At 40.8% G+C, this 22,785-nt stretch carries 15 protein-coding genes, 1 tRNA gene and 1 pseudogene; 7 read left to right on the forward strand and 10 right to left on the reverse strand.

Features of this window, described 5'->3' with window-relative positions; translation table 11 throughout:
* Positions 1-122 precede the first annotated feature (122 nt).
* On the reverse strand, positions 123-989 hold the full coding sequence (locus PL11201_RS04710; RefSeq protein ID WP_079677464.1) for an SGNH/GDSL hydrolase family protein: 867 nt from the start codon (positions 987-989) through the stop codon (positions 123-125).
* A gap of 179 nt (positions 990-1,168) precedes the next feature.
* Here PL11201_RS04710 and PL11201_RS04715 point away from each other — a divergent pair, with 179 nt between their 5' ends.
* Positions 1,169-1,354: a hypothetical protein gene (locus tag PL11201_RS04715; protein ID WP_079677465.1), complete on the forward strand. Its 186-nt coding sequence runs from the start codon at positions 1,169-1,171 to the stop codon at positions 1,352-1,354.
* A gap of 12 nt (positions 1,355-1,366) precedes the next feature.
* Here the strand turns inward: PL11201_RS04715 and PL11201_RS04720 are convergent.
* Positions 1,367-1,458 (reverse strand) — tRNA-Ser (locus tag PL11201_RS04720).
* Between the two features lie 173 nt (positions 1,459-1,631).
* Here PL11201_RS04720 and PL11201_RS04725 point away from each other — a divergent pair.
* Complete coding sequence (locus PL11201_RS04725; RefSeq protein WP_079677466.1) at positions 1,632-3,365, forward strand: pentapeptide repeat-containing protein; 1,734 nt, start codon at positions 1,632-1,634, stop codon at positions 3,363-3,365.
* 50 nt (positions 3,366-3,415) lie between these two features.
* On the opposite strand, the gene PL11201_RS04730 is transcribed toward PL11201_RS04725, so the two are convergent.
* Positions 3,416-7,168 carry a CHAT domain-containing protein gene (locus PL11201_RS04730; RefSeq protein ID WP_144017686.1) on the reverse strand — a complete coding sequence of 1,251 codons (3,753 nt, stop codon included), beginning with the start codon at positions 7,166-7,168 and terminating at the stop codon, positions 3,416-3,418.
* Positions 7,169-7,230: 62 nt separating this feature from the next.
* Positions 7,231-7,629, reverse strand: a complete 399-nt coding sequence (locus PL11201_RS04735; RefSeq protein WP_079677468.1) for an allophanate hydrolase-related protein — start codon at positions 7,627-7,629, stop codon at positions 7,231-7,233.
* Positions 7,630-7,792: 163 nt separating this feature from the next.
* Between PL11201_RS04735 and PL11201_RS04740 the strand changes: the two genes are divergently transcribed.
* Both PL11201_RS04740 and PL11201_RS04745 read left to right on the forward strand, forming a co-directional pair.
* Complete coding sequence (locus PL11201_RS04740; protein ID WP_079677469.1) at positions 7,793-9,034, forward strand: Zn-dependent hydrolase; 1,242 nt, start codon at positions 7,793-7,795, stop codon at positions 9,032-9,034.
* Between the two features lie 143 nt (positions 9,035-9,177).
* Positions 9,178-10,158, forward strand: a complete 981-nt coding sequence (locus tag PL11201_RS04745; protein ID WP_079677954.1) for an aldo/keto reductase — start codon at positions 9,178-9,180, stop codon at positions 10,156-10,158.
* Between the two features lie 42 nt (positions 10,159-10,200).
* On the opposite strand, the gene PL11201_RS04750 is transcribed toward PL11201_RS04745, so the two are convergent.
* The 3 genes from PL11201_RS04750 to PL11201_RS04760 all read right to left on the reverse strand — a co-directional run bounded on the left by PL11201_RS04750 (position 10,201) and on the right by PL11201_RS04760 (position 12,382).
* A complete protein-coding gene (locus PL11201_RS04750) occupies positions 10,201-10,419 on the reverse strand; it encodes a hypothetical protein (RefSeq protein WP_079677470.1) in 219 nt (72 codons plus the stop codon).
* A gap of 75 nt (positions 10,420-10,494) precedes the next feature.
* The gene (locus PL11201_RS04755; protein WP_079677471.1) at positions 10,495-11,562 is read right to left on the reverse strand and encodes a PDDEXK family nuclease; all 1,068 of its coding nucleotides are present in this window, start codon (positions 11,560-11,562) and stop codon (positions 10,495-10,497) included.
* 265 nt (positions 11,563-11,827) lie between these two features.
* The gene (locus tag PL11201_RS04760; protein WP_079677472.1) at positions 11,828-12,382 is read right to left on the reverse strand and encodes a Uma2 family endonuclease; all 555 of its coding nucleotides are present in this window, start codon (positions 12,380-12,382) and stop codon (positions 11,828-11,830) included.
* A gap of 258 nt (positions 12,383-12,640) precedes the next feature.
* Here PL11201_RS04760 and glyQ point away from each other — a divergent pair, with 258 nt between their 5' ends.
* A complete protein-coding gene (glyQ, locus tag PL11201_RS04765; protein ID WP_079677955.1) occupies positions 12,641-13,522 on the forward strand; it encodes a glycine--tRNA ligase subunit alpha in 882 nt (293 codons plus the stop codon).
* 109 nt (positions 13,523-13,631) lie between these two features.
* On the opposite strand, the gene dnaX is transcribed toward glyQ, so the two are convergent.
* Positions 13,632-16,916: a DNA polymerase III subunit gamma/tau gene (gene dnaX / locus PL11201_RS27025; protein WP_079677473.1), complete on the reverse strand. Its 3,285-nt coding sequence runs from the start codon at positions 16,914-16,916 to the stop codon at positions 13,632-13,634.
* 463 nt (positions 16,917-17,379) lie between these two features.
* On the opposite strand from dnaX, the gene PL11201_RS04775 reads away from it, so the two are divergent.
* Positions 17,380-18,249, forward strand: a complete 870-nt coding sequence (locus PL11201_RS04775; RefSeq protein WP_079677474.1) for a hypothetical protein — start codon at positions 17,380-17,382, stop codon at positions 18,247-18,249.
* 1 nt (position 18,250) lies between these two features.
* On the opposite strand, the gene PL11201_RS04780 is transcribed toward PL11201_RS04775, so the two are convergent.
* The gene (locus PL11201_RS04780) at positions 18,251-18,991 is read right to left on the reverse strand and encodes a phycocyanobilin:ferredoxin oxidoreductase (protein ID WP_079677475.1); all 741 of its coding nucleotides are present in this window, start codon (positions 18,989-18,991) and stop codon (positions 18,251-18,253) included.
* An 89-nt stretch (positions 18,992-19,080) separates the two neighbouring features.
* Between PL11201_RS04780 and PL11201_RS04785 the strand changes: the two genes are divergently transcribed.
* Positions 19,081-19,275 carry a Sec-independent protein translocase subunit TatA/TatB gene (locus tag PL11201_RS04785; RefSeq protein ID WP_079677476.1) on the forward strand — a complete coding sequence of 65 codons (195 nt, stop codon included), beginning with the start codon at positions 19,081-19,083 and terminating at the stop codon, positions 19,273-19,275.
* Between the two features lie 816 nt (positions 19,276-20,091).
* On the opposite strand, the pseudogene cphA reads toward PL11201_RS04785, so the two are convergent.
* Positions 20,092-22,734 (reverse strand): annotated as a pseudogene (gene cphA / locus PL11201_RS04790) (cyanophycin synthetase); the annotation flags it as partial.
* Positions 22,735-22,785 lie beyond the last annotated feature (51 nt).

Consider the following 22,785-nt stretch of genomic DNA (forward strand, 5'->3'; position numbering starts at 1 on the left):
TGAAAGCTAAAAGCTACTTATAGTAAGTATTTACCTATTGCCCATTGCCCATTCCCTATTGCCTCTTGCTATACCCTAACCCGGGTTATCAACAGCGATAAGAATTGCTATAGAGAATTAAATTAATTACTAATTTTTAAACTTTGGATTTTGGGTTCAGGCACACCCCAACTTTTGAGAATATTATAGGCAATAATTTGATGTCCGGCAATATTCGGGTGAATCCCATCCCGAGTTAATAGATTTTGTCCCTGTCCCCCATAACGTTGATAGGTGATAATGACATGACGAAAGGGAATATTTAAGTCAATAAATTGACAGCGATATTGCAGGGCAACATCCCGCATTACCGCGATATATTCTGCAATGCGTTGATTTTCTCGACTACTCAGATCTTCCTGAATAATAGTAGGTGATAATAATAAAACCGGAATGGCTTTTGAGGTTGCTACCTGTACCATTGCGGTTAAATTTTGCCGATATTCTTGGGTTGTGGGAATATTCGGTCTGGCGGTCGTCGGAGTTTGGAAACTTTGTAAAACATCATTCACCCCAATATTAATCGTAATTAAATCGGGTTTTTTGTCTAAAACATCTTGTTTAAATCGTTCATTCAGTTGGGTTGAAGTATTCCCAGAAACACCTGAACTGATGATTTCCACGGGTTTATTAGGATATAGTAAATTCAAATAGCGTTGTAATAGCCAGACATAACCCCCATATTGTCCTCCACTTTGAGTAATACTATCCCCAACCACCACAATTCGCTGTTTATTGCGTAGGGCTTCAGGTTGGGGGTCGATGGTGGGTTGAGGTGATGGAGGTTGAGGCGGTTTAGGGACTGGAGACAGAGGAGGGGTTGAGGTGGGAGGGAGATTTGGGGACGGTGCGGCTTGTATGCGTACCGATGCGGCTAGAGCATACCATCCTAAACCACCGATTGTAAGGGTAAGGAGAAATCGGACTACAAATGTCTGAACTTGTTTCATCTGTGAGCAGTGTTATGGGAAGTTACAGCAGGGATAATTCAGTTATCAAGTATCCGCATTATCAGTTATTAGCGCAAGAGTTAAGATTTAATCAACTGTCCACTTCTTTACTGATTACTGTTTACTAATAAGTAGAATTTGATCATTTCCAATTCAGAATTTTTAGAAAATCCAGGGGAATGAAATATCGTTTACAATCGGGTTCCATCGGGAATATTATCGGCGTGTTTATGGAAAAAAACCAATCCAAATATCAGGTAGTGATTCGGACAACCTCGGGAACGAATAATATTGGTGAACTATTTGTGGCGGAGGAATGCGCCTGGTTAACCCAGGAAATCCAAGATTGGCTTCATCCTCGCTAACGGGCTTTAAAACGGAGAGGGAGGGATTCGAACCCTCGGTACGGAGTTACCTGCCGTACAACAGATTAGCAATCTGTCGCTTTCGACCGCTCAGCCACCTCTCCAGGAGCGACAATTAAGTATACTAACAGATCATTTGGGGTTTGTCTAGGGGGGAGATGAAATTTTTTTTCGGTTAGACAGATTCCGGTGCGACCCCTTCCCCAACCCCATCACGACTAGAAAAAACAAGATAGACTGTTGATTAACCCTTTTCGGCCTTTTTTCAAGCTGTCCCATGAACAGACAAGAATTTTTAGATCGGTACCAAGCGGGAGAGCGCAATTTTACTTATATTGATTTAAGTGAGGTGAACCTAAGCGGTGTCAATTTGCAGGGGGTTAACCTCACGGGCGCGAACCTCACAGGTGTTAACCTCAGTTGGGCGGTATTAAGCAAAACTCAATTAGTGGGAGTGTGTTTTCGTCGGGCTGATTTACGCAGTACGGTATTAACCCGGAGTAATCTGAATCAAAGCAATTTAAGTGGTGCAAATCTGACGAAGGCGGACTTACGATTTGCCACTTTACAACAGGCGGATTTGAACTGGGCGGTTTTAATTGAAGCGGATTTAAGCAATGCGGATTTAACAAGCGCGAAATTAGATCAGATTAATTTAGAACAGGCAAAATTAAATCATGCTGTATTAATCGGTGCAGAATTAATGGAGGCGAATTTAACCCGGGCAAGTTTAGTGGCGACAAATTTAACCAAGGCAAATTTACGAGAATCTCAGTTAGCGGGGGCTAATTTAAAAGATGCAATTCTGATTGAAGCCAACTTAACGGAAGCAGACTTAAATGGTGCTACTTTACGGTCTACGAATTTAACGGGGGCGGATATGCACCGAGTTGTATTAACGGGGGCAGATTTAACCGATGCGGTTCTTGATGGGGCAGATTTAAGTCGCGGAAATTTAACCGGAGCTTATTTATTAAAAACCAGTTTTAAAAAGGCTTATTTATTACGGGCAAATTTAGAGGAAGTTTATCTACTTTGGTCAAATTTAACCGAAGCGAATTTAAGGGGGGCAAACCTCCGTCGGGCGGATTTAAGCGGGGCTTATCTGGGGGATACGATTTTAAGCGAGGCGGATTTGCGAGATAGTTTATTAATCGAAACTCGTTTAATTAGAACAAATTTGGAGGGAGCAAAATTAACAGGGTGTTGTATTTATAATTGGCAAAAATCAGATGTGGAACTGAATAAAGTAGAGTGTGAATATGTTTATACTGAGTTTGATTATACGAATAAAAAACCCAAAAATCGTTATCCCAGTGACCGAGATTTTTTACCTGGAGAATTAGCTCAAGATTCGCCAGAAGATAGCCAGTTAATTCCGGTAGAATTTACGGAATATCCGAATTGGGAAGCCTTGGTTTATACTTTAGTTAAAGTAGAACAGGAGAGTCATGAACTTGAGTTGATCATTCAAGGATTTGAAACCCAACCGGATAGTTTTTTACTGCATATTAGGGCAAATTATTTAGTCAATGCTAAACTTTTGAGTCAACAGATTTTAACGTCCTATCCGGCCATGAAGCAGAAACTTATACAGAAGCGATCGGATATTTTGGGGTTATTAAATTTAGAGGTTCCTATTTTTAATGCGGCGGCTGATTTGGATGGAATTCCTGAAGCGGTGATCTCTCCTGTTATAATCGAAGGGAATAACCATCAAACTTTGTATCAAGAGATTTCTCGTCAAATTCAAGGGATTTTGCGATCGCAGGAACCAGAAAAATTTGTGGTTAGTGTCCAAAGATTATTAGATTTCCTGGCTAAAAATGGTGTAGAACTTGAGGATTTGCAACATCAAGTGATTATTCAAGGTATTGTGCAACGCGCCCAAAGAGAACCTCTATTTAAGGAGAATTTATTCCGTTGGGAACAGGTCGCCAGTCCGACGGAAAGAATTTCGTTAATGGGGGAATTAGTTAGATTTGCGATCGCTCTTTTATGGGAAGAATAAATCAGTTATTAGTCATCAGTTATTACCAATTCGTAATTCGTAATTACCTATTACCAAGGACTACCAATTAAGTTAAAACTCGCCCAATAGTAAGGATGAACTAAAGATAAATTTTCTAAATTTTCCAGCTCTGGAGGCAGGGGAATTGATAGATTTTCTTCTGATAAGAATAAAGAATTAGACTGAAATTTTGCTGTCCCTCGCAATAAGCTGATTTGTGCATTTCGTAACGCTTCTGCTTTAGTGTTGGTTTTGGTTAAATAGTGGTAAAATTCCGCCATTAATCCCAAGGTTCCAGCATCACTAATATACCATAAACTCGCTAAAACTGACTTGGTTCCAGAGGCGATCGCTAACCCGGCAAAACCCAATTCTGCTTGATTATCCCCGATGGCAGTTCGACAGGCAGACAGGGTTAATAAGTCCGCCGTTGGCTGTTGCCATCCCATTTCAGACATTTGGTCTAAGGTTAATTTGGTATCCCATAACTGAATAAAAGAATTGTGGGGACTACCCGGTCGAAAATCGGCATGGGTGGCTAAATGGACAATCGGGAAAGGTTGCGTTTGATATTGTTGTTTAAGGTTTTCTAAAGTAAACTGTTCATTCAAGAAATATTCTCCTTCGGTGCGTTGTTCGGTGATGGTTTTAACTTCAGTGGGAACACTGGGTAAAGCACTTTGTTCCTTAAAAACAGAGGCCCCCATCGCTAAAACTTTCTCTTGAGAAATTGAACGATAGCGAGTATCTAAGGAGCTAAAACTCGGAATCATACTCAAGCCATATTTTTCAATTAAAAATTGCTTGCCATCATGGAGAGCCGCTAAAGGAAGGGATTTAAGTCCCGTATCTAAACTTAACATCAAAATATCGATATTATTTTCCTTTAAGGTTTCCTCAAGAGGTGCAATCATCCATTGATAAAGTTGTTGTGCCGATTGTAAATAACTGGTCGTATCCCGTTTACGAGGGGATGTAATTTCACTCACAAATTCCTTGGTTTTGGAAAACAATACTTCTGGAATTGCCTCGGGAACATTTTTGTGAACTACTGTATTTTCTAAAACTGCAACTAATTCTAATTTTTCTGGTCGAGAGTATACATAAATAACGGCTGATTTTTTGCCCGTTTCCGCTTGAATTTTCCTTAATTGGCTTTGAATTTCGGGTACAGTTAATTGGTTAGTGGAAGCGGGTTTTCCCAAGTAGTTGACATATTCTAAATTAACTAATTCTTCAATCTTTACAACTGCCGTTCCCACATCACCCGCATCGAAAATCCGATTAATTTCTACACGAACATCTTGAATAGAGGTTTCTGCAATACTAGAATTACTAATCGATGAACTTTCAAGGGTGATTTGATTATTTTCATTAGTTTTAACCGTTAATTCACCTGTATCTCCCGATAATTGATTCTTTATTGTTAGAGCAATTAACGGATCAATTGTCAATACCTGCTCAGTTTTATTCCTGACTATATCTTTTTCATCCGCATCAGGTTCTGTTAACAAACTAGGAGTCGGTTGCAAAAGTGTTTCAACTATTTCCCTCTCCCGTTGGACAATGGGTGTGGGAATTTGTGTGGGAATTTGTATGGGAATTTGTGTGGGAATTTGTGTGGGAATTTGTGTAGGAATTTGTGTAGGAATTTGTGTGGGTATGGGTGCAGGAATCGGCGACGGAATTGGGGGAATTGGGGTCGGAAAAGGCGACGGAATTGGGAGAATTGGGGTCGGAAAGGGCAACGGAATTGGGGGAATTGGGGTCGGAAAGGGCAACGGAATTGGGGGAATTGGGGTCGGAAAGGGCAACGGAATCGGTTCTACCGTGGGAATGGGTGTGGGTTCTACCGTGGGTTTTATTGTGGGTTCGGGTGTGGGTTCAGGGGGAGCAGTATAATTGGTTGTAATAGTAATATTTCCTCGGGTAAAAGTAGCCGGAGGAACGGGAACAGCAAAACCTGATTGTAAGGTTTCTGAACCCGTTGTAATCGCCCCGGCGGTTCCGTTTTTGGCTGCATCTCCAATAATAAAAGGAGTCTCTACACCGCCCCCATGTTGAATTGTAATAGTGCCATTTCGACTTTGCCCCGCCGAGGAAATACTGGCATTAATTCCATTAAAATCGGTGAAGGTTTCTTGAACTCGTAATAAATTTTCTGTGGCAATTTTAATATCCCCTCCACCAGAGGCTAAAATCCCTGAAATTAAAATATTGTCAACCCCATTTAATTCGATATTTCCCCCAGAAGTTCTAATGGTGTCAACGGCAATTTTTCCAGGGGATTGGAGAATCACAGGCCCTCCGGTGGTGGTAATATTACCAACGGAAATATTATTCCCTAAATTCTGATTTGAATTAATAAAAATAGTATCATTAATTGTGGTACTTTCTTCTAAATTTGGAGAGTTACTCGGAGTCTGACCTGAACGCAAGATTAAACTAGGACTCCCACTTAAAATACCCGCATCAGCATCACTAGAATTGGATAACGCAATATCCGCTTGGGTAATATTAATATCTCCCCCTAGAATTGAACCTTGAGCCTCTATTTTTAAGGAAGCCCCTTGATAATCTCCAAAAATCACACTCCCATTAGCATAAATAATCGGGTCATAGAGACTGAAAAAGGTTCCTCCGCCTCCTGATAAATTCAAGATTTGAAAATTTCCTCCCGCCGCAAAATGGGTATCTCCCGAAATTAACCCATCACTAATTAAGGTTAAATTCCCTCCCGCTTGTAGGGGAATTTGAGGAAAATTCAGGGCTAAAATATCAATATTTTGATTTCCTTGAATCGTGAGATTTCCCCCAGAAAATGCTTGAAAGGGGATTTTTCCATCCCGAATGATGACGGTATTGTTAGCGAATAGGTTTAGGTTTTCTGTGGTGTAGAGTTGACTTTCAATTAAGGTTAGATTCCGACTCGCATGGAAAAAAGCATTATCGGCAATTGTGGCAGTATTTGATAATACAATATCCCCGGATTGTACGGTTTTTCCTTGAGTTAAAACAATTTCTCCCGCTTGATTAATACTCAGATTTGTGGCTTCTTTTATTCCTGCTCCGGTTAATAATTGTGGGAGAGATAAAGGAGCGATCGCTAATTCTTTTTCTTCTCCGGTTGGACTAATTTCTAAACTGAGTAAATAACCCGCTTGACTCATTCTAACTAAGTTTTCTCCGGGTACAGTTTGCACTAAAATTGTCCCCCCTTGCAGGGAACCTTGATTAATAATAGTTCCGGCTAGTAAGGTTAATTGTTGTTCTGCATCGACTTCTAATTCACCCAAATTAATGATACTCCCAGGTTCAGATGAGTGAAAAACAAAGGCATTAGGACGACCCACAAGCTGATTCCAATTGGCATCTCCCACCGCCGGAAACCAACTCCCAGAACTTAAACCAATGCCATCGGCGGTTGTTGCCAAAAACGAAGCGGGAACATCCAAACGGGCATGGGAACCAAAAATTATTCCCGCCGGATTCATTAAAAATAGATTAGAGTTGCCGCCCGTAACTTGAATTAATCCATCAATAAAAGACGGATTTCCCCCATTAATTCGCCCTAAGATATTTTGAATATTGGGGGTAGAAATAAAATTAATAATTTGATTCTGGGGAACATTAAACTGTTGAAAACTATGGAATAAATTAGCCCCATCCCCAGAAACTTTTCCCCCGGTAATATTAATTTGAACTGGGGAACTCCCTGGGACTGTTACGGGTGTAACAAAGGTTCTAGTATTATCATTTGCAGGAATAACCGATTGAGCTTTAACCAGAGAAGACCCTATCATCAACCCGGGACTGCTCAACAAGACAGAAATGAGAAAGGATGGGGATATTTTGGTCATATAAATCAATTAATTGGATTTGATTTTTTATACGCAGCCCAACCCCCAAAGGCGGAAATATCTGGCCATCGATAGTGTTCGACTAATTCCCGGGGATAGAGCATCGCAGTTAGGACTTCCCCATCTTCTAACTTGATATCCCCTGGATACATATTCGGAGGTTCATTAATTAGTAAATGTTCATACTGGGCGTGGGAAATTTCATAGACTTCTCCAGGGATAGAAATTCCGTCTTCTCCAATTTCATAAATTGCCGGATGCCAACCATTGCCCGCCGCGTGTAAGCGATATAGGGGTAAAGTTTTAGCAGATTTAATCAATTTTGCTTTCCCTAAATTTTTATGATCCGGTTGACCCTGGAGGGCAGAACCACAAATAAAGATACGTTTAGTGTTATCTGTCATATTTTGATTAAACTCAGCGATCAATTTATAGCATTTTTTGAGCTTGTAAAGTACATTTTATACAGTATTCTGTCACAGAAATCAAGAGAATTGTGGAGAGAATAAAAAACAGAGGTTAAAAAAGATTAAATTTTGATTTATTGGTTTTCAGGAGTATCAAATCATGGATAAGATTACCCAAATTCGTATTAATAGCGATCGCCTACATCACCGAATTAACACTTTAGCCCAAATCGGTCAACAGCCTTCGGGAAGTATTTGTCGCCTCGCCTTTTCCCCGGAAGATCTACAGGCGCGTGCTACTGTGAAACAGTGGATGCTAGAGGCGGGAATGACCGTTAGCACCGATGCGGCGGGAAATCTCATCGGCCGCTATCCTGGTAAAAGTCCTACGGCTCCGGCTTTAGCGACGGGTTCCCATCTCGACACCGTACCCACGGGCGGACGCTATGATGGAGCCTTGGGGGTATTAGCTGGCATAGAAGTAGCACACACGTTGAAAGACTATGATCTACAACTCCATCATCCCCTAGAAGTGATAGTATTTATCGACGAAGAAAGTACCATGATCGGTGCCCAGGCGATGGCTGGGACGGTGTTACTCGATACCCCGGATCGTTATCAATCGAAGGCAGGAGAGTCGATTCAAGGCTGTTTAGCACGAGTGGGAGGCAACTGGGATAACCTAGCAACGGCAGCACGCTCACGGGCCGATCTGGCGGCGTTTGTGGAACTGCACGTTGAACAGGGGGCTATATTAGAACAGAATGGAGTTTCTATTGGAATTGTGCAGGGGGTGGTGGGCATGGAACGCCTAAAAATTACGATTATTGGAGAAGCCAACCACGCTGGAACAACGCCGATGGAAATGCGACAGGATGCGTTAATAGCGGCAGCAGAATTGATTTTAGCCGTGCGAGAAATAGCCTTAAAAATGCCATCTCAACCCGTAGCAACCGTAGGATATATTAATCTATTACCCAATGCAGTTAATATTATCCCCGGACAGGTAGAACTATCAGTTGATATGCGAGATTTATCCCAGAATTGTTTAGAAAAAATGTTAGCACAATTGCACCATAAAATAAGAGCGATCGCTAATTCAACTCATACCCAAATTTCAACAACTCCCTTACTTAGTGTTAAACCCACTTTAGCAGCTTCTGAAGTTCAATCAACAATTGAATCCGTTTGTAAACAGTTAAACCTAAATTATTATTATCTTCCCAGTCGCGCCGGACATGATGCCTTAGAAATCGGTAGAATTACTAATATGGGGATGATTTTTGTCCCCTCAAAAGGCGGCTTTAGTCATTCCGAAGCCGAATATACATCCCCCGAACATTGTACCCAAGGAGCCAATGTATTATTACAAACTTTACTGTTATTAGGTCAAAGCCATTAAACATCATCTGGGATGTGCATATAACAGAAAAATCCGATTATCCCTTCCTGTCTTAGTGCCTTTGTGTTTCCTTAATAATCTCTTGAAATAATCGTTTAATTGCTCTATAATAGGATCATTTATTATCGTTATAAATCATGATTATGAACAATCATCAACCCCTATCTTTACCTAAAATGGGATGCGGAACTTGGGCCTGGGGAAATCGCATCCTATGGGGTTATGATCCCAGTATGGATACACAATTACAACAAGTATTTAATTTGTGTGTCAGTCAGGGTGTCACCTTATTTGATACGGGAGATTCCTATGGGACAGGAAAATTAAATGGACGCAGTGAATCGCTTTTAGGACAGTTTTCTCAAGAATATCAAGGAATTAATCAAGAGCAAATTTGTATCGCCACAAAATTAGCCCCCTATCCTTGGAGATTAACTCGTAAATCGATGATTCATGCCTGTGAAAATTCAGCCCAACGGTTAGGAAAAAATGTCGATTTAGTTCAGATGCACTGGTCTACAGCTAATTACGCACCTTGGCAAGAAGGGAATTTATTAGAGGGTTTGGGGGATTTATATGAACAGGGATTAGTTAAAGGAATTGGCTTATCTAATTATGGGCCAAAACGCTTAAAAAAAGTTTATCAAAAATTTGCAGATCGGGGGATTCCGATTTCAACTTTACAGGTACAATATTCTTTATTATCGACCTATCCAGTCACGGAATTAGGGTTAAAAGAGGTTTGTGATGAATTAGGAATTAAATTAATTGCCTATAGTCCGTTGGGGTTAGGATTATTAACGGGAAAATTCTCGGAAAATACTCCTTTACCTAAAGGCATTCGGGGGGGATTATTTAAAAAATTATTACCTGGAATTCAACCGATTTTAGCTTGTTTAAAGGAAATTGCAGAATTTCGCTCTAAAACCTTAACCCAAGTTGCTTTAAATTGGTGTATTTGTAAAGGGACAATTCCAATTCCTGGGGCAAAAAACCTAGAGCAAGCTAAAGATAATTTAGGGGCGTTAGGGTGGTATTTGGACTCAGGAGAAGTTGCAGCGTTAGATAATGCTGTAATGCGTTCTAATCAACAAATGGTACAGAATATTTTCCAGACTTCTTAGTGTTTATAAATTTTATCATTAATCATAGCCAACTGTGAACAGTTAGCAATCATTACCTGTTTCTTCTCGTCGTTCTTGAATGAACTCATCAACTAAATTACCTTCAGGGTATTGAGATTTTAAAATCTCTCGTGATTTTTCTTCTAGGCGTTGGGTTTCGGCTTCTTTTGCAAGTTCTAGCAACACTATCCGTTTTTGTTCTAGTGGTAATTGTTGGATCAGATCAATAATTTGTTCTATTGTTACAGTTAAGGTGGGCATAAGGATTGTTCTGAAAGATTAAATTAAGATAGCGAATATTAGAATAATATGATATTTTTGAGTATAACACAAATATTATCTAACAGACCAATCCTCTAAAGCCATCTGGATTATACTATCTACTGAGGTAAAATCAGAAGCATCAACTGGTCTTAGCTTTTGACGAGATTTCATATATTTTCGATAATTGATATAATAATCTTGAAAACTCTTATAAACTTCATTAATTTCTGTTGTTCTTAAAGGATAATTTAAGTAACAAGGATCATTTCTATAACAACGAGTATAAAAATCTTCAATTTTTTCAACATTGGTATAATCATCAGTACATATTCTAATTCTATCTACTCTTTTAACATTCTTAGTCACCATTGAAAAGATAGTAGGTAAATAAACATATAATGATAATTTATCTTTTGGATCTGTTTGTTCGGCGGGATCATACATAAAAGATATGCAAGTTTTATCAGTTAATAACTCACCCTTTTTATTGAATTTTGCAAAAATCATTTCTTTTGAAGAATAATTATATTGAGTCTCTAAACTTAGATCAGGACTATAAGATAGTATTTTTTGAATGATTAATAAAATCCTTTCTCTAATTTCTGGTTTGTCTAACAAATATCCCTGAATAAAGGAAGGTAAAGACTCAAATAATGAATCTTCTATGATTTCAATTGGAATTTTTGATAAAATTCTATTGTCAAGTTTTTTTAAAAGCAAAAAATATTCTCCATTGTCGTATTGTTTGACTTCATGGGTTAATAATAAGCAATCAGGAATCATTTTTTGAGCATAATCAATGGTTGAACTATTGAAATGTGAAGCGATCGCAATTAAAAGAAATTTTTTACTAAAATCTACTCGTTCAAAATTAGGATCTTGATGAGATTCTTTTCTGAAGAAATCTTGATATCTTAATAGTTGATCTATACTGGTTTTTCCTTCTCCTTTTTTAAGCTCTAATATTGCCAGTCTACCTTCTGGGTTAACTCCTAATATATCAGAACGATTTTGTTTATTAATAAAATATTGTTTTTTAACTGGATCTAAACTAAGCAAAGGTTTAAGATGTAACCAGATAAATTCTTCGAGTAATGCTTCAGACTTGAGCAAAAATTTTCCCTTAGACTGTCTTAACATGATTTTTATAAAAATAACCTATTTTATTATCAACCAAACTTGAAACTAACGCTATATTAATATCCCATTAATTTGTAGGGGCGGGTTCCCTAGGGTTTTTGACATCCTACTGTTAATCTTTGTAAACCCGCCCTCTCTCTCTTTCCTTAAGGATTAAAGAAAAGGGCGGGTTTATTCAGGTTAAGGGTGGGATTTTAATATTTTTGTAGAACCCGCCCCTACAAATTTTGGGAAAAATATTAGGGAAAATGTGAACAATCTTTTTCTAAACAACGAATAACCTCGGAACAGAAACTGCCACATCAGGAAACGCAAGCGGGTAAATGTTTCCTTGAGTTAAAATCTCTTGAGATTGATACTCGCCCTGTTGAGGATTTCTAAACATAATTAATGTCTGATTTCGTAAATTCACAACCCAATATTCTCGAATATTTTCTGTTGCGTAGACTTTGCTTTTTTTCTCTAAATCTTTTGTTAAACTAGAATTAGAAAACTCAATTAACCAAAAAATATTATTGGGATAGGGATGATGCTCTAAATAAACACTTCCCAAGGGTTCAACAATCGCCAAATCCGGTTCAGGTTCAGAACTCGATTGAAATAAACTAATGGGTTTTCCTTCCCGAACTTTTGCCCGATTTCCTAATAAATTTCTTAAATAATCTGCTGTAGCATCACTAAAATAAGCGTGGGGAATTCCTTCGGGAGACATTTTAATAATTTGGCCATTCAATAATTCAACAGATCGATCATCCAGAATTCCAGCATCAATCATGCGATGATAGTCTTCTATTGTCCATTCTAAAAGGGCGATTTTCATTGATGTTGCCTTTCGGTGAATTAATGGATATATTTATTCTATCAATAAAAACGAATTGTGTTAAGGTAGAATCAGAATAATAATAGGAAATTAACAATAAATGGAAAATACTGGGGTATTAGATGCGGTGATGGGGGGAATAGCGATCGCAATTTTAATTGGAGGATTAGTAATGCTATTTAAAGGCATTTCATCCATGCCCAAAAATTAATGGTAAAATTGATTAACGTAAAAACAATTAGATCAGAATTACATCCCGTGAATTTTCAATCAATTATTGCTACATTGAATCAATTTTGGAGCGATCGCGGCTGCTTGATTGCCCAATCCTATGATACCGAAAAAGGGGCGGGAACCATGAACCCCCATACCTTTTTACGCGCCATTGGCCCGGAACCCTGGTCGGTCGCCTATGTGGAACCCTGTCGTCGTCCCACCGATGGCCGTTATGGAGAAAACCCCAACCGTTTTCAGCATTATTATCAATATCAAGTGTTAATTAAACCCTCTCCTAATAATATCCAAGAGGTTTATTTAGACTCCTTGAGACTGTTAGGAATTAATCCCGAAGATCATGATATTCGCTTTGTAGAAGATAACTGGGAATCTCCTACTTTGGGTGCTTGGGGTGTGGGTTGGGAAGTTTGGTTAGATGGGATGGAAATTACCCAATTTACCTATTTTCAACAATGCGGAAGTATTGATTGTCGTCCCGTTTCCATTGAGATTACCTATGGTTTAGAACGTCTAGCCATGTATCTACAAAATGTGGATGCCATGACTAAAATTTCTTGGACTGATAGGATTAATTATGGGGATGTTCACCTCCAGGGAGAAATAGAACAATGTACCTATAATTTTGAAGCCTCAAACCCGGAATTTTTGTTTACTTTGTTTGGACTTTATGAACAGGAAGCGGAACAATTAATCGAAAAAGGATTGGTTTTACCGAGTTTAGATTATGTTCTCAAATGTTCCCATAGTTTCAATTTATTGGATGCTAGGGGAGTCATTGCGGTAACAGAAAGGACTCGTTATATTGGTCGAATTCGCAATTTAGCTAGACGGGTCGCCCAACGCTATTTAGAACAGCGAGAACAGTTAGGTTTCCCCTTAGAAAAAACCTCCCTAGTTAGATAAACAAGTCGGGTGCGTAAGCTCCACACACGCACCACTCCACTTAACAATATAGCGGTTTTTAATCCGAGGAGATACCGGGTATTTTTGAAGAAATCACAAATACACGAAATCAAAAATCATCATCATTGTCTTCATCCAGATCATCGGTTTCTATAAAGTTCTCATTTTCATTGATTTCAATAAAATCAGTTTTTTTGTCTAATAAAGTAGCGGTTTCAGATGTGGGTTTTTCTTCTAATTCAATCATTTTTCCTTGAAAGAAATCGACTAGTTTTTGAGAGGCGATCGCTAACGCCTGAGTATCTGCTTGTTCAGGACTTATCGGAAGTGTTTCTACTGTTTCAATCGGTTTAAATGAATAATTATTAATCGTTTCGATTTGATTCTGTTTATTAATATTCTGATTTGGAGATTCAGAAATTTGTTGTTCTTCTTGAGTATTAATTACAGGAGGTTGTACAACTTCAGGAGAAGAAACCGTAGGATTATTAACGGGAGGATAGGAGGGAGAAGGAGGATTAACTTCTTGAATTTGATTGACAGAATTTCCGCCTCTACTATCAAAATTAATTTTAACGAAATTACCGAAAACCTGCTGAAAGGCTTTTTCTAAACTGGATAATTTTTGTTTAGTTTGTGCCATTTTTAACAGAGGTTCAGATTTCATTTTAATATATGCAACTTCCGAATTAAACTGAATTAAACGCCCGTGTTGTCGAAAGAAAGATTGTGTTCCTGGGAGTTCAATACAAGCTAATACCTTTTGCCAAATTTGATCTAAATTACCATCAGTAACAATAGGTGGTTCTGCGGGAGTTGCGGGAATTTCTGCTTTAACTTGGGGTTGAGGTTCTGGGGTATAGGTAGGTTGAGAAACTGGAGAATTAACTGGGTTTGGTGGCGGGTTTGAAGGTTCTGAACGTTGCACAAAGAGAATGGTTTCGGGTTGAGGTTGAACCATTCTTTGAGGAGTTTGGGTAACAGTAACCGTTTGAGTAATAACAGATTTTTGTAACGCTGCTGGAAGTAACCCTAATAAGATAATTTCTAGCCATAAACGCGGTTGAGTTGAATGTTTGATTTGAGCTTCACTTTCGCGTAAATGTTTCTGACCTGCTAATATAATTGTACTATCCCAACGGTGGGAAAATTGACACAGTTGTTCCCAAGTCGGTTGAGTTAAAGCGACTAAATCAGAACGAGTTGATGCAGTTTTAGCAATTAATAAATCTCGATAAAATCCGGCTAAATTTTGCAAAACAATTAAAGGTTCCCGTCCTCGGTTTAAGAGGTTACGAATACAATCTAAAATAATAGCTGTATCCCCTGAATCAATGGCTTCTAATAAACTGATTAAGTCCCGTTCAGGAACTGCCCCCACTAAATCCCAGACTTTTTCAACAGTAATTTCACCGGATAATAAACTGAGTTGATCCAGCAAACTTTCGGCATCTCTTAACCCCCCTTGGGCAATTTGAGCCACCATAAAAACCGCATCATCAGCAATATTAATATTTTCCTGTTGAGCAATATATTTTAAATGTTTGATCATTGAATCTAGGGGGATTCGTCGAAAATCAAACCGTTGACATCGAGAAATAATAGTAGGTAAAACCCGTTGGGGGTCAGTGGTTGCTAATACAAATACAACTCGATCTGGAGGTTCTTCTAAGGTTTTTAAGAGGGCATTAAACGCTGCCGTACTTAACATATGACAGTTATGAACTAAAAGTCCATTAGCGACAAAATTATGATGATCTTCTACTTCAATATCATAAACTTTAGCGATTTCTCCGGCTTGAACAGATACGACTGTTTCTAAACTTGTATTCCATTGATGGGATTGAATACTGTTCAAAGTCTGACAGCCATTTTCTGGTGACTTCAGCACCCAAGGCGATCCGGTAGTAGAGTTTACCTGACTTTGCTTTTGTATAGGATTGTACTGTGGCTGGATATCCTTTTGTGGTGAGCCAATTGGCAATGATTTGATTTTCTTCGCCGGAGTATCCTTCAGTACAAAAGTTAATTCTAGGGCTTCCGTGTGGGCTAAGGATGAGTGTTCCATCATCCATGTACCACCAGGCAAGTCCTTCTGAATTAATCCGGTTAAGCCAGTCAACAGAAACGATTTTTTTGTTGTTATTTGGTTTAACAACGTTAAAGACTTCTTGGAGTTGGATATGGCAAGCGGTATGACAACAGATGGATAGGTTTCCATACCCTTGATTTGGGGTAATTCGTAATTTAGGTCGTAAGTCTGACAATTGAGATGCTTTGTATTCCATCCATTCTTTTTGCTTGTCTCCATGTGTCCAAGCCAATCGGGGAAATCGGCTATTTTTGTTAGGATAGGTGATGGAACCGTCTCCGAGTAAAGTTCCATAGATAAGCCCAAGTTGATCGATTGACAAAACTGTGGACTTAGCCAAGAAATGTTCGGTTCTTTTATCCCAAATTCCGTGTCCTTTTCTGTAAGGATGTTTTTCCCAGTGAGTTTGAATACTTTGAATTCCTCTACCTTTTTGTTGAAGAAATTGGGGCACATCCAGTTTTTCTCCACACCCACAGGCACAGAAAGGTTGAATAACTTCAGCTTGTTCCATGATGACATCCAAGTTATAGGATTTTTTGCCATAGGCATTTCCATAAAATTGATGTCCTCTGGAAAATCTTCGGATTTTTCCATCAGTCCCCCATTTGTAAATGAAGGTTCCACACCCACATTCACAGGGGATAAGATCTTCATTCCTTCTCTGACGTTTTTGGCTTCTATCCATCCTGTTTCTGTTCTTAATAAATGATTATCTGTGCATCTAATTTCGTAATTTTTTGTTTTAATAACAAGGGTAGAACGTTCTCCTTGATCTAACCATCGAAGAACTTTTTTATATTCCCACATTCCTTTATCTTCGTTATAACTTAAAACTTCTTTTCCTTTCAATTGGGGATTATCAATTCGGATGAGTCCTTGACGGGTCTGAACTAAACTATCTCCAGTTAAACATTCATCTATAACATATACTTTATACCGACATTGAACCGGGGCAAATTGCGATCGCTCAATTAATTCTCTAATATTATCAACTCCGGTATTACTGGCCGCGTCAATTTCAATCACATCCAAGGTTGAACCATTGGTAATCCCTTTACAAATATCACAAACCCCGCAAGGAGTGGCCGTGGGAGTGGAATTGGCCGAACAATTCAGAGATTTGGCCAAAATTCTGGCGCTTGAAGTTTTGCCCGTCCCCCTTGGCCCGGTAAATAGGTAAGCCGGGGCGATGCGTTGAGACTCGATCGCATTAGTGAGGGTGGTAGCGATCGCCTCTTGTCCAACCAAATGGGCAAAGGTTTGGGGACGGTATTTGTGGTGTAGGGGTTCGTAACTCACAACGCAATACTAAAATCAAGGGAATAGGAAACATTCTTAGCTAGAATAGCAGTAGAGTAGAAGCATAAACCTGGCTTGCAGTGTAACATAAAAACTTCAGGGTTCTAGTAAGGTATAAAGGGAACTATCCCATCTCTTGTTTAGTGAGTTTTTACTAAATCCTAGGCAATGGAATGGAATCTTTGATAACTTGGAGTTAAATAATTTGATCATGACAATATCAAGGGTTTATTTTAGTTTCTTTTAATAGCTTTACCAGAAATTTATCAACCTGAAAGCCATGAAATTTATGAATAACATTGAAGGAGAAAAAACGAGCAATTAAAATAAATTCAATCAGATCGTTAGAAGACTACAGATGTACTATTGTCCTACTGTTTTCATTTTAACATATCTTGGATCGGTTAAAACAGTTTTACTCCAAATTACGAAAGTTGAGTCTACAGTTTAGTGATTATAACTTATGTCTAATCAAATTATTCTAGTTCAGCCTTTGCTGGCAGCAAAGCCCCCAAAACCTCCGGCTAAAAGTCCCCAACTGGGTACGGATATAATCTGGATGGGGGCGACGGGTGTTTTGTTTGTTTTACTATTAGGAAGTATGATTTTTTTCAAAATCAAAACCAAGGCTTTAACTAAACAGGTAAACACAGAAATATTTAGGAATAAAGAGCTACAGAAAAAATATAAATTGGCGGTGGGAACGATTGCCAAAATGGAGAAAAATCCCGACTTAATTCACTCCAGGGAATTTAACTTAGATTACTTGAGAATGCGGATGGCGGAGGATGTTTTCCACTATGCCATTATTGTTCAAATTAAGATGAAAGTTAAACAACAAATTTCCATCGCCCTCCGCCCGACTCAAACCGCCGTGGGAGAACAAAGCAATGCCGGAACAGCCCGTCAAGTGGATTCCATCTTTGATGTCGAATATGAAACCGGAATTGCTGGAGACTCGAAAAAACGGGTATTATTTCGGATTCAAGTGCGACTGATGAAGTTACCCACCCAATCGACATCTACTACCATTAATGAAATTATTGATTGTTTAGAAACCTATTTAAGTCCTAGTGATGAACATGATAATTGGCAACCCACGATTCAAGGGCGGATTGTTCATATTGAATGGGATCAAAAAGCCAAACCCACGCCTCTGCTAGTCTTAGAACAATCGAATGAAGGAGTAAATGTGACCTTCCGTACTACTCGACCGGCGGGGATTAAATCATCACCCCATGACACTCCCGTTGAAGAAACAAATCAAAGTAAAACTCCAGGTAAAACTCAACGAAAAAAAAGCAGTAAATCAGAATCTGGTAAATCCACTTAAGTTAGCTTTTAGCCAGATCAAATAGAACCGTTGTCATATAGTTATTAGCCCATTCTTCACCAAAGGCTTTTTCTAGGACACGGCGAGTTTTATCATTTTGTTGTTGTTGAGTACAATACCGTTCTTGACCAGCAATAATTTCTAATTTCTGTTCCTCGGAAATCGGGTTTTGAGCGATCGCATATTCACAATGAACTTTTAAATATTGGGTCACAATTTGCAAAAATTGAGTTTCTTCTTCCGGTGTTGTCGGTCGAATAAATAAACAAAATTCCGAAAAAATATCTCCCCAAGTGGGAATTTCCCGGGGTTGGGAAAACTTTTGTTGGGGTTGGGGTTGTAATTGCTGTTGATAGGGTAATGGTAAACTCCGGTCTAAACGGGTTGGGGATAAATCCACAATGGCGGCACTAATTTGGCCCCGTCCCCCCACTAAATCCGCCCCAAACATGGGGATATCATATTCCACCCTGGGAAACATCACGCAATGGAGAATATCCAGGTTTTGGCCAACTTTAGCCAATTCTAAATGGAGTTTACGAAAGTGTTGGGTTTGATAGCATTTATTTTCAATGATCAGCTTTTCCCCTTCTAGGCGTCCCTCCACATATCCTAAATCTTCTGGTAAATGGTAGGGTTGCAAATCCAGATATTGATGCCAACTGGCCTCAATTTGGGTAGCGAGTTGGCGGATGAGGGAATGCTGTTGTTCTCGAATTGAGGGGGAGGAGGTGTTGACCATTGTAGGATTTTAAATGTTTCGGACTTATTTTTAAAATATCAGTTTAGGATGAACATTAACTCATCCCTTTAGAAAAGTAGCTTAAAATTATGTTTGGTTTAGGTTGGCCGGAAATTGCAATTATTTTAGTGGTGGCGGTGTTAATTTTTGGCCCTAAAAAAATTCCTGAAATTGGGAAAAGTTTAGGCCAAAGTCTCAAAGGCTTTAAAGATGGACTCTCCAGCCCTCCAGAGGCTTCTGATTCAGTCCCCTCCGAGACGGAACAGAATTCCCACAAATCCTAATGTATTCCAACCCCGTAGGGGCGGGTTCCATACTAATATCTGTTTCTAACAACTGATCATTATAAACCCTCGCCCAACCCCAGATATTTCTGATTCTGTCTCCTCTGAGACAGAAAAGAATTCCCACAAGTCCTAATGTATCCCAACCCCGTAGGGGCGGGTTCCGTACTAATATCCATTTCCAACAACTGATTATTATAAACCCGCCCAACCCCACAATAATACTGAATTAATCGTTGATTTATGGGTAATCGGGGCAGGTTTTGGTCGGTTGTTTGTGGGTAGTGGGTAGTAATCGGGGCGGGTTTTGGTCGGTTGTTTGTGGGTAGTGGGTAGTAATCGGGGCGGGTTTTGGTCGGTTGTTTGTGGGTAGTGGGTAGTAATCGGGGCGGGTTTTGGTCGGTTGTTTGTGGGTAGTGGGTAGTAATCGGGGCGGGTTTTGGTCGGTTGTTTGTGGGTAGTGGGTAGTAATCGGGGCGGGTTTTGGTCGGTTGTTTGTGGGTAGTGGGTAGTAATCGGGGCGGGTTTTGGTCGGTTGTTTGTGGGTAGTGGGTAGTAATCGGGGCGGGTTTTGGTCGGTTGTTTGTGGGTAGTGGGTAGTAATCGGGGCGGGTTTTGGTCGGTTGTTTGTGGGTAGTGGGTAGTAATCGGGGCGGGTTTTGGTCGGTTGTTTGTGGGTAGTGGGTAGTAATCGGGGCGGGTTTTGGTCGGTTGTTTGTGGGTAGTGGGTAGTAATCGGGGCGGGTTTTGGTCGGTTGTTTGTGGGTAGTGGGNGATCACCGTCGAGGAATTGAGGCTGGGAGAATGGGAATTGTTATTAGACTCATGGATGGGGTTGCGAACCTCAATTAATTGAATCGCGCGATTCACACTTTCGGGTAAAATCACGACCAACGATCCCGCCCCAGCCCGATCCAAAGCCGTATTCACCGCTTGGGTTTCATTCAAAATCGTTTCATAACGTACCCGAGGGTTAGGGGCAGTACCTAAAACCTGCTGAATCCCTTGGCTGATTAACCGAGCCGCCAAACCCCGTTCTCGGCCCCGGGTATCATCATCCTCCTTGACAATAATCTCATCAAAGATATCCGCCGCCAGTTGACCCAAGGTGACAAAATCCTCGTCTCGGCGATCGCCCGGGCCACCAATCACCCCAATCCGATGCCCCGGCCAATTTTTCACAAACGCCCCTAACGCCATGTAACTTGCCGGGTTATGGGCATAATCAATCAGGGCGTGATAACTCCCCATATTAAATAAATTCATCCGTCCGGGGGTTTGGGAAGTCGAAGCGATAAAGGTTGACAAACCCGCTCGAATATGCTCTATTTTCACCCCTTGGGCAAAGGCCGCCAAACAGGCCGCCAAAGCATTGGCAATCATAAAGGGGGCCAGACCTTTCATCGTAATTGGAACATTCACCGCCTGTTCAATCCGCAGCGTCCAATCCCCTTTTAAAATCGACAGATAGCCATTTTCATAGACGGCGGCCAATCCCCCGGATTCCGTGTGTTTCAACACAATTTCATTATCGGGATTCATGGTGAAATAGGCGATTTGAGCCTTCACCCGTTCGGCCATTTGTACCACCAATGGATCATCGGCGTTTAGCACCGCATAGCCTTTGGGCATCACCACTTCCGCCACCACGCTTTTCACCTTCGCCATTTGTTCCGGGGTATCAATATCCCCCAATCCCAAATGATCGGCCGACACATTCAGTACCACCCCGACATCACAGGTATCAAAGCCTAACCCCGCCCGCAGGATACCACCCCGGGCACATTCGAGCACAGCAACTTCCACCATCGGATCTCGCAGAATCAGTTGGGCGCTTTGGGGCCCAGTATTGTCCCCAGGTTCGGCTAAATGTTCCCCAATATAAATCCCGTCGGTGGTGGTATAACCTACCGATAAACCCGTTTGTTTGATGATGTGAGCTAACAAACGGGTAGTCGTGGTTTTCCCATTGGTTCCGGTGACGGCTAAAATCGGGACGCGACTGGGTTGACCGGGGGGAAACAACATATCCATCACCGCCCCCGCCACATTCCGGGGTAAGCCTTCACTGGGGGCGACGTGCATTCGGAACCCTGGGGCGGCGTTGACTTCCACTACCACCCCATCTACTTCCCGTAGCGGTTTAGAAATATCGGGGGTGACCACATCAATTCCGGCAATATCCAAACCGATAATTTTAGCAATCCGAGCAAACAGCCAGACATTATCCGGGTGAACTTCATCGGTGCGGTCAATGGCACTGCCCCCCGTACTGAGGTTAGCCGTAGCCCGCAGAAAACAGACTTCTCCCGGGGGCATAATGGTGTCCAGGGTATGACCTTTCTCCGCAATCATCGATAGCACGGTTTTATCCACCACAATCCGAGTTAGGACATTATCATGGCCATCACCTCGACGGGGATCACGGTTGGTTTTTTCGATTAACTGTTCAATGGTTAATTTGCCATCCCCCACCACATGGGCCGGAACCCTTTCGGCCACGGCCACCATTTTGCCGTTCACCACTAACACCCGATGATCTCGACCGGTATAGAAGCGTTCTAAAATCACACTGCGGGTTTTAGAGGCATTACTGGCTTCCTCGTAGGCCATCACCGCCGTTTCCCATTTGGTAATATCCAGGGTAATCCCGCGGCCATGGTTGCCATCGAGGGGCTTAATGGCAATCGGATAGCCTCCGACTTCCTCAATAGCATCTTGGAGTTCATCCAAATAGCGAATCACCGTCCCCCGTGGCACGGGAACCCCGGCATCCCGGAGAATTTGTTTTGTTCCTTCCTTATCACAGGCGAGTTCTACAGCTAAGACTCCGGTTTGGTTGCTCAGGGTGGCTTGAATCCGTTTTTGATAACAGCCATAGCCAAACTGAATCATAAACCGAGCATTCAGTTGTTGCCAGGGAATATCCCGGGCTTCGGCTTCTTTAATAATGGTTTCTGTACTAGGGCCCAGGGAGGCTTGAGCTTTTAATTCCTTGAGATCTTCAATATCTTGGGCGAGTTCTTCACTGGGATAGGCACCCGTATCGGCAATACTTTGGCACAATCGGACGGCGGCCCGTCCGGCATAACGGCCAGCGTGTTCGTTATCATACTCAAAGGCCACCTGGAAAATCCCCTGACTGGAGGTTTCTCGGGTACGGCCAAATGCTACGGGCATTCCGGCTAACTGTTGCAACTCCAGGGCAACGTGTTCAATAATGTGTCCCATTAAAGTTCCCCTTTCTACCCGACTGAGGAACCCCCCTCGGACGCCCGGTGAGCAGTGATGTTCAATTAAACTGGGGAGAACAGAAGTTAAGCCGTTATAGAAGCCTGGAATATCGCAACTATAGCGTTCCGTTAATTCTTCTAAATCCAAACGCATCACAATCAGTTGATGGCGTCGGATACTCCAGTAGTTAGGGCCTCTTAAGGTTTGTATTTTAAGAATTTTCATAGGGGTGTGAGTACATAATGCTCCGAATGGGCCGGGATGATAGTCCGCTTT

It is taken from the genome of Planktothrix sp. PCC 11201 (genome assembly GCF_900009135.1).
Classification (GTDB): Bacteria; Cyanobacteriota; Cyanobacteriia; order Cyanobacteriales; family Microcoleaceae; genus Planktothrix.

Bases quoted from the DNA above. Each gene is read 5' to 3' on its own strand.
- PL11201_RS04710 (WP_079677464.1), bottom strand. From the start codon at position 989: ATGAAACAAGTTCAGACATTTGTAGTCCGATTTCTCCTTACCCTTACA.
- PL11201_RS04715 (WP_079677465.1), top strand. From the start codon at position 1,169: ATGAAATATCGTTTACAATCGGGTTCCATCGGGAATATTATCGGCGTG.
- PL11201_RS04725 (WP_079677466.1), top strand. From the start codon at position 1,632: ATGAACAGACAAGAATTTTTAGATCGGTACCAAGCGGGAGAGCGCAAT.
- PL11201_RS04730 (WP_144017686.1), bottom strand. From the start codon at position 7,168: ATGATAGGGTCTTCTCTGGTTAAAGCTCAATCGGTTATTCCTGCAAAT.
- PL11201_RS04735 (WP_079677468.1), bottom strand. From the start codon at position 7,629: ATGACAGATAACACTAAACGTATCTTTATTTGTGGTTCTGCCCTCCAG.
- PL11201_RS04740 (WP_079677469.1), top strand. From the start codon at position 7,793: ATGGATAAGATTACCCAAATTCGTATTAATAGCGATCGCCTACATCAC.
- PL11201_RS04745 (WP_079677954.1), top strand. From the start codon at position 9,178: ATGAACAATCATCAACCCCTATCTTTACCTAAAATGGGATGCGGAACT.
- PL11201_RS04750 (WP_079677470.1), bottom strand. From the start codon at position 10,419: ATGCCCACCTTAACTGTAACAATAGAACAAATTATTGATCTGATCCAA.
- PL11201_RS04755 (WP_079677471.1), bottom strand. From the start codon at position 11,562: ATGTTAAGACAGTCTAAGGGAAAATTTTTGCTCAAGTCTGAAGCATTA.
- PL11201_RS04760 (WP_079677472.1), bottom strand. From the start codon at position 12,382: ATGAAAATCGCCCTTTTAGAATGGACAATAGAAGACTATCATCGCATG.
- PL11201_RS04775 (WP_079677474.1), top strand. From the start codon at position 17,380: ATGTCTAATCAAATTATTCTAGTTCAGCCTTTGCTGGCAGCAAAGCCC.
- PL11201_RS04780 (WP_079677475.1), bottom strand. From the start codon at position 18,991: ATGGTCAACACCTCCTCCCCCTCAATTCGAGAACAACAGCATTCCCTC.
- PL11201_RS04785 (WP_079677476.1), top strand. From the start codon at position 19,081: ATGTTTGGTTTAGGTTGGCCGGAAATTGCAATTATTTTAGTGGTGGCG.